General features: G+C 37.0%; 5 protein-coding genes. All 5 read right to left on the bottom strand.

The annotated features are described in order from the left end of the window. Positions 1-180 precede the first annotated feature (180 nt). Complete coding sequence (gyrA, locus tag AC2YJL_RS22730) at positions 181-2,691, bottom strand: DNA gyrase subunit A (RefSeq protein WP_013054825.1); 2,511 nt, start codon at positions 2,689-2,691, stop codon at positions 181-183. Positions 2,692-2,817: 126 nt separating this feature from the next. Further along, positions 2,818-4,734 (bottom strand): DNA topoisomerase (ATP-hydrolyzing) subunit B, encoded by a 1,917-nt coding sequence (gene gyrB / locus AC2YJL_RS22725; protein WP_028411910.1) that lies wholly within the window; start codon positions 4,732-4,734, stop codon positions 2,818-2,820. Positions 4,735-4,974: 240 nt separating this feature from the next. Then, complete coding sequence (recF, locus tag AC2YJL_RS22720) at positions 4,975-6,093, bottom strand: DNA replication/repair protein RecF (RefSeq protein WP_028409770.1); 1,119 nt, start codon at positions 6,091-6,093, stop codon at positions 4,975-4,977. Positions 6,094-6,107: 14 nt separating this feature from the next. Continuing rightward, entirely contained in the window at positions 6,108-6,323 is a 216-nt protein-coding gene (gene yaaA, locus AC2YJL_RS22715) for a S4 domain-containing protein YaaA (protein ID WP_195695634.1), read from the bottom strand. Between the two features lie 100 nt (positions 6,324-6,423). After that, the gene (gene dnaN, locus AC2YJL_RS22710) at positions 6,424-7,560 is read right to left on the bottom strand and encodes a DNA polymerase III subunit beta (protein WP_028409769.1); all 1,137 of its coding nucleotides are present in this window, start codon (positions 7,558-7,560) and stop codon (positions 6,424-6,426) included. Between the last annotated feature and the right edge of the window lie 109 nt (positions 7,561-7,669).

The following is a 7,669-nucleotide window of genomic DNA, read 5'->3' as shown; positions in this document are numbered from 1 at the left end:
TAAAGCGACTCCTATATAATAACACTTTATAAGAATCGTTGTCAACACTTTTATATAACTTTTTTAAAACTACTAAAAACTTATATGTATTTTGCTGACTTTTTATATATTACCAAAATGAAAAGCCTATGGCAAGGTTTTTTTACATAAAAAAAGCCCCTGATTTTTCAGGGGCTCTTTTTATTCTTCCGTTTCTTCAGCTTCAATTATTATATCTGTCTCTTCATGTTCATCTAATTCATCTAATACTTCGTCTTCATCTTCTGAAGTTTGTACTTTTGCAACCGTTGAAACAAACTCTTCGTCTCCTAAACGGATGACTTTGACACCTTGTGTGTTACGGCCCATCTGTGAAATATCTGAAACAGAAACACGGATAAGAACGCCGCTTACTGTGATAAGCATAATATCTTCTTCTTGAGATACGCATTTCAGTGCGACAACATCACCATTTTTATCAGTGATATTACATGTTCTTAAACCTTTACCGCCTCTTGTTTGTACACGATATTCTTCAATCGGCGTACGTTTTCCGTAGCCATTTTTCGTAATGATCAAGACATCTGATTGTTCTTCGAGAATCTCCATACCGATTACTTCATCTTCTGAATCGAGAGTGATCCCTTTAACTCCAGTAGCCGTACGTCCCATTGAACGAACATCATTTTCATTAAAACGAATTAACATACCCTTCTTCGTTCCAATAACCATATCGCGCTTACCATCTGTCAATTTAACAGAAATCAATTCATCTTCTTCTCTTAAATTCAAGGCGATAAGTCCACTATTTCGAATGTTCTCAAAAGAAGATAAAGGTGTACGCTTAGAAATTCCTTGTTTTGTAGTAAAGAATAGATACCAATCGTCTACAAATTCATCGACGCGAATGATGGCATTTACCCACTCACCTTTGTCTACTTCTAACAAGTTAATAATAGGTATCCCTTTAGCCGTTCTTCCGTACTCTGGAATTTCGTATCCTTTTGTCCGATAGACTTTTCCCTTATTTGTAAAGAAGAGAATCGTATCATGAGTAGAAGTTGTTAGAAGATGTTCAACGAAATCATCTTCGTTTGTATTCATTCCTTGAATACCTCTTCCGCCTCTTCGCTGACTCTTATACGTAGAAACAGGCAAACGTTTAATATAGCCGTTGTGCGTTAAGCTAATAACAATATCTTGGCGAGGAATCAGATCCTCGTCTTCGATAATTTCCGCTCCTCCGCTTACGATTTCTGTTCGACGTCCGTCATTGAATCTTTCTTTTACTTCTATTAGTTCTTCTCTAATAATTTCTAATACTTTTTCTTCATCTGCTAAAATAGCTTTTAATTCAGCAATTAGCGCTAATAAAGATTGGTATTCCGCTTCAATCTTCTCTCGCTCTAATCCTGTTAAACGCTGTAGTCGCATATCCAAAATAGCTTGCGCTTGTTTTTCAGATAATGAAAACTGAGTCATTAATCCTTCACGTGCAATATCTGTTGTTTGAGAACCTCTAATTAAAGCAATAACGGCATCTAAATTATCAAGAGCAATCTTTAAACCTTCTAAAATATGCGCACGTGCTTCTGCTTTTCGAAGTTCAAATTCAGTACGACGGCGAATAACCACTACCTGATGGTCTAAGTAGTACTGTAGACATTGCTTCAAGTTCAATACTTTTGGCTGTCCATCTACTAACGCAAGGGTGTTAATGCCAAAACTTGTTTGAAGAGATGTCTGCTTATATAAGTTGTTTAATAAAACATTTGCATTTGCATCACGTCTTACTTCAATAACAATACGCATACCCGAACGGTCAGACTCATCTCGTAAATCCGTAATTCCATCAATCTTCTTATCACGAGCTAGCTCGGCAATTTTTTCAATTAGCTTTGCTTTATTTACTTGGTATGGTAGTTCATGAACAATAATAGTTTGTTTACCATTGCTTTGTTCTTCAATTTCTACTTTTGCGCGAACAATAATAGAACCTTTTCCAGTTTCATAAGCTTTACGAATTCCGCTGCGGCCAAGAATTTGTCCTGCAGTTGGGAAATCCGGTCCTGGAATAATCTCCATTAACTCTGCAATTGTGATATCAGGGTCTTGACTTACAGCTAAAACGCCGTCAATGACTTCCCCTAACTGATGCGGAGGAATATTTGTCGCCATACCTACCGCAATTCCGGCTGAACCGTTTACAAGTAAATTTGGAAATCTAGCAGGTAATACAATTGGTTCACGTTCAGAACCATCATAGTTATCTTGGTAATCAATTGTATCTTTATTGATGTCACGTAAAAGTTCCATCGAAACTTTTGACATTCTTGCTTCTGTATAACGCATAGCTGCTGCTGCATCTCCATCAACAGATCCAAAGTTTCCATGACCGTCAATTAGCATATAACGATAGCTAAAATCTTGTGCCATACGAACCATGGTTTCATATACAGCTGAGTCACCGTGTGGGTGATACTTACCAATTACTTCTCCTACGATACGAGCTGATTTTTTATATGGCTTATCCGATCCCATACCTAAATCATTCATTGCATATAAAATACGACGGTGCACGGGCTTAAGTCCGTCTCTTACATCTGGTAAAGCACGCGATACAATTACGCTCATTGCATAATCTAAAAAGGATGCGCGCATTTCTTGACTAATATTTACTTCTCTTATTTGAGAGTTTGGTTTATCTGACATCGATAAGAACCTCCTTCGCGAAGTTCAGTATAGTAATTCATATATATGTAAACGCAGGATAGAACCTATCTCTATCCTGACGTTTATATACCCTTTGTAAAAAATATAAAGGGTATTACCGTTCATTTAAATATCGAGATTTTTTACGTACTGAGCATTTTCTTCAATGAAATTACGGCGTGGTTCTACTTTGTCGCCCATTAAAATTTCAAATGTCTCATCAGCTTCAATTGCATCTTGCAAGTTCACCTGAAGAAGGGTACGGAATTCTGGATCCATTGTTGTTTCCCATAGTTGTTCAGGATTCATCTCTCCTAAACCTTTGTAACGCTGAAGGTTTGGTTTTGCGCCTTCAGGGAAAGAAGCTAATACCTCTTCTAATTGACGATCGTTGTACGCGTACTCCACTTTTTTACCTTGTGAAACTTTGTAAAGAGGCGGCTGGGCAATGTACACATATCCGTGCTCAATAATCTGTCTCATATAGCGATAGAAGAACGTTAGAAGAAGCGTACGAATATGCGCACCGTCTACGTCTGCATCTGTCATAATCACAATTTTATGGTAGCGGGCTTTCGAAATATCAAAATCGTCACCAATACCCGTTCCTAGAGCGGTAATGATTGTACGAATTTCGTTATTAGATAAAATTTTATCTAAACGCGCTTTCTCTACGTTGATAATTTTACCACGCAAAGGCAAAATAGCTTGAAAATGACGGCTTCTTCCCTGCTTAGCTGAACCTCCGGCAGAGTCACCCTCTACTACATACAGTTCGCTAATAGAAGGATCTTTTGATGAACAATCTGCTAATTTACCCGGTAAGTTTGAAATTTCAAGCGCGCTTTTACGTCTTGTAAGCTCACGAGCTTTTTTAGCTGCCATTCTTGCTCTTGCAGCCATTAAACCTTTTTCAATTACCTTTTTCGCCACAATAGGGTTCTCTAGCAAGTAAGTTTCTAAGTGTTCTGCAAATACGGAGTCAGTAATTGTTCTTGCTTCACTATTTCCCAGCTTTGTTTTTGTTTGTCCTTCGAACTGCGGATCTGGATGCTTAATAGAGATGATAGCTGTAATTCCTTCACGAACATCTTCACCCGTTAAATTGGCGTCACTGTCTTTAAATACGCTGTTTTTACGTGCATAGTCGTTAATTACACGCGTTAACGCTGTTTTAAATCCTGCTTCGTGCGTTCCACCTTCATATGTGTGAATGTTGTTTGCAAAAGAATATAAATTACTTGTATAGCTATCGTTATATTGAATAGCAATTTCTACAGAAATGTTGTCTCGATTACCTTCAATATAGATCGGCTCTTCGTGAATCACTTCTTTCGAACGGTTTAAGTGTTCAACGTAAGACTTAATTCCGCCTTCATAGTGATATTCACGTCTTTTATCTTCTTCACGTTTGTCTTCAATCGTAATTTTAATGCCTCGATTTAAGAAAGCTAACTCACGCAGACGATTAGCTAACGTATCAAAATCGTATTCAAGCGTTTCTGTAAAAATTTCACCGTCTGGATGGAATTGAATAACAGTACCTGTTTTATCTGTTTCTCCGACTACTTTTAAGTCAGCAGCTGGTACACCTCGTTCATATTTTTGATAATGAACTTTACCGTCACGATGTACGTGTACTTCCAAAGAGGTAGAAAGTGCGTTAACAACTGAGGCACCTACACCGTGTAATCCACCGGATACTTTATAGCCGCCGCCGCCAAATTTACCTCCGGCATGAAGAACCGTTAAGATAACTTCAACGGCAGGTCTGCCCATTTTTTCTTGAATACCAACCGGAATTCCACGACCGTTATCTTTGACTGTAATACTATTATCCTTTTCGATAATAACATTAATTTCATCGCAATAGCCGGCCAGCGCTTCATCAATACTATTATCTACAATTTCCCATACAAGATGATGTAAACCCTTTGCGCTCGTCGATCCAATATACATCCCCGGACGTTTACGAACAGCTTCTAATCCTTCTAATACTTGTATCTGATCAGCTTCATATGCTTGTACTTCTTTTTGTTCCATCGTCAAATGTATCACCTACACTTTTTTTTAACAGCAAACTGCTGTATTTATCATTTTGTATTATGTTTTTCGAATATTATGTGGAAATAATACGGAGCCTTTAATGTATTTGCCATTTGTTTACTTATGCACAAAATTTTCATAATCGAGGGTACGAGTTGAACTATATAGACTTAAAACTATAATGATATCATATTTCAGTTAGATTGCCTTGCGAAAAGTTTTTAGACAGATCAATTGCTATTTGACCTTTTGAATTTGGCCAGCTTCTACGTGATATGTAGCGGCTTTTTCTAAGGTCTCGTGATGAATTCCTTCAATGCTCGTTGTCGTTACAAACGTCTGAACTTTTCCTTGAATGGTATTTAGCAAGTGTGATTGACGAAAATCATCTAATTCAGACAATACGTCGTCTAAAAGCAAGATTGGATATTCACCTACTTCTTGATGAATTAACTCAATTTCAGCAAGCTTTAACGATAAAGCAGTCGTCCGCTGTTGCCCTTGTGAACCAAATGTTTGAACGTCTTTTTCATTAACGTAGAAAAGAAGATCATCACGGTGTGGTCCTGCTAAGGTGACACCTCTATCAATTTCTCTACTTTTTATTTTATCAAACTTTTGATGATATGCTTCTAACATTTTCGACAAATCTGCATCTTCTGATACATCAATTGAATTCTTATACTCAATTTTTAATGTTTCTAAGCCTCGACTGATCCCTTTATGAATAGGCTCTGCCCACTGTTGGAGTAACTGTAAAAACTCAAAACGTTTTTTTAAGATTTTCGCCGCCATTTCACTTAACTGTAACGTAAGTACGTCTAAAAGTGAAAGATCCGTTTGTTTTTTTGTCTGCAGCTGCTTCAAATATTGATTTCTTTGCTGCAAAATCTTTTGATACCTGCTTAAATCATGCATGTACACAGGCGAAACTTGACCAATTTCCATATCGATAAATTTGCGCCTTACTTGCGGACTCCCTTTAACTAGGTTCAAATCCTCCGGAGCAAACATGACAGTGTTAATTGATCCTATATATTGACTGAGTTTTTTCTGCTCAATGTGATTATATTTTGCTTTTTTCCCTTTTGTTGAGATGACTAAATCCAGTGTAACAGGCCCTCTATGCTTTTCTACAATGCCCGATAGCTTTGCATACTCACAGTCCCATTTAATTAATTCTTTATCGTTGGATGTACGATGAGATTTAGCCATAGATAATACGAAGATCGATTCCATCACGTTTGTTTTACCCTGTGCGTTTTCACCCAAAATGACGTTTACTTTATTTTCAAAAGGAATCGTTGTCTTCGTATAGTTTCGGTAATTTGTTAAAGTAATTTCTTTAATATACAAACGTTTCACCAACTTTAAGTAATAACAACAAATGATCCTGCAGCCGGTATATCCACTTCGTCATTTGCATATAATTTACGTCCGCGGCGCTCTTCTAGCTCCCCGTTCACATATACTTCGTGCTCACTTAAAAACCATTTTACCATTCCACCTGTTTGAATGACGTCTGCTAGTTTTAAAAACTGGCCAAGCGTAATGTATTCAGTTGAAATTTTAACCTTTGTTTTCATGCGACTCTCTCACTTTCTAATGATGTATCTCTATTTTACTAAATAATTCTCCTTGAGAAAAGAAAGCTACTAGTACGGCATGCTAGTAGCTTTCTGAGATTTAATATGTTCGCACTGGTAAAATCAGCTGCAGCATTGAATCATCCTCTAATGTTCGAATGACAAATGGACGCATCGCACCAGTGAAGTTAATTTTGATATCTGTTCCTTCGAGCGCTTTTAATGCGTCTAACATATATTTTGCGCTAAAAGAAATTTTTAATTCTTCTCCTGAGATAGACTGACTTTGTACCTCTTCAATTACTTTTCCGATTTCAGGAGAGTTAGAAGAAATTTCAACAATCCCTTCATCCAGCGTAGATAGTTTTACTACGTTGTTTCTTCCTTCACGAGCTAATAAAGAAGCGCGGTCAATCGATTGTAAGAATTCTTTTACGTTCAATATAACATCCGTTTTACTATCGGCTGGGATCAATCTTGAAGTATCAGGATAATTTCCGTCCAATAATCTTGAGAAGAACAGTAAGTGTTTTGTTTTGAATAATACTTGATTTTCCGTGATAACAATGTCTACTAATTCATGAGAATCATCAAGGATCTTACTGAATTCACTTAAACTTTTACCTGGAATAACCACATTATACGTTGCTTCATTTCCAGTTTCAATGGTCGCTTTTCGCAAAGCTAGACGGTGACTGTCAGTGGCAATACACGTTAATTCCTTGCCATCGACTTTCCAGTTTACACCTGTCAAGATAGGTCGTGTTTCTGAGGTGGACACTGCAAAGACAGTTTGTCGAATCATGTTTTTTAATAAGTCCGTCGGTAATCTAAACATGTTGTTTTCTTCGATCTGTGGCAAATGAGGATACTCTTCTGCATCTAAACCATTTAAGTTAAATTCAGCTTTTCCTGAACGAATGATTGTTAAAAAGTGACTTTGGACGTCTAATTCTACAATGTCTTTAGGAAGCTTTTTGACGATTTCACTAAAGAAACGAGCTGGGAGAACAACGCTTCCAGGTTTGTGGATATCAACAATCTCTTTTCCTTCTTCTTCGTTTGGAATAAACGATTCAATTGAAATATCCGAATCACTTCCGGTTAAGGTAACACCTTCTTCAGTCGCTACAATTTTAATCCCCGTTAAAATTGGAATTGTTGTTCTAGAAGATACAGCTTTCATAACATCTTGAACGCTTTGAACTAGATAGTCTTTCTGTATGATAAATTTCATAATAATTAATCCTCCTTAAAAGTAGGTTTAAAAGCTTATTATTTATTATATTTTAAGATAGTAGTAGTAATAGGGGCTGTGGAAATGTGGATAACCCCCAAAAACGTGA

It is taken from the genome of Priestia sp. SRI_019 (genome assembly GCF_057586255.1).
The sequence above is the reverse complement of the archived record's forward strand: the minus strand, read 5'-3'. Positions and strand labels throughout refer to the sequence as shown.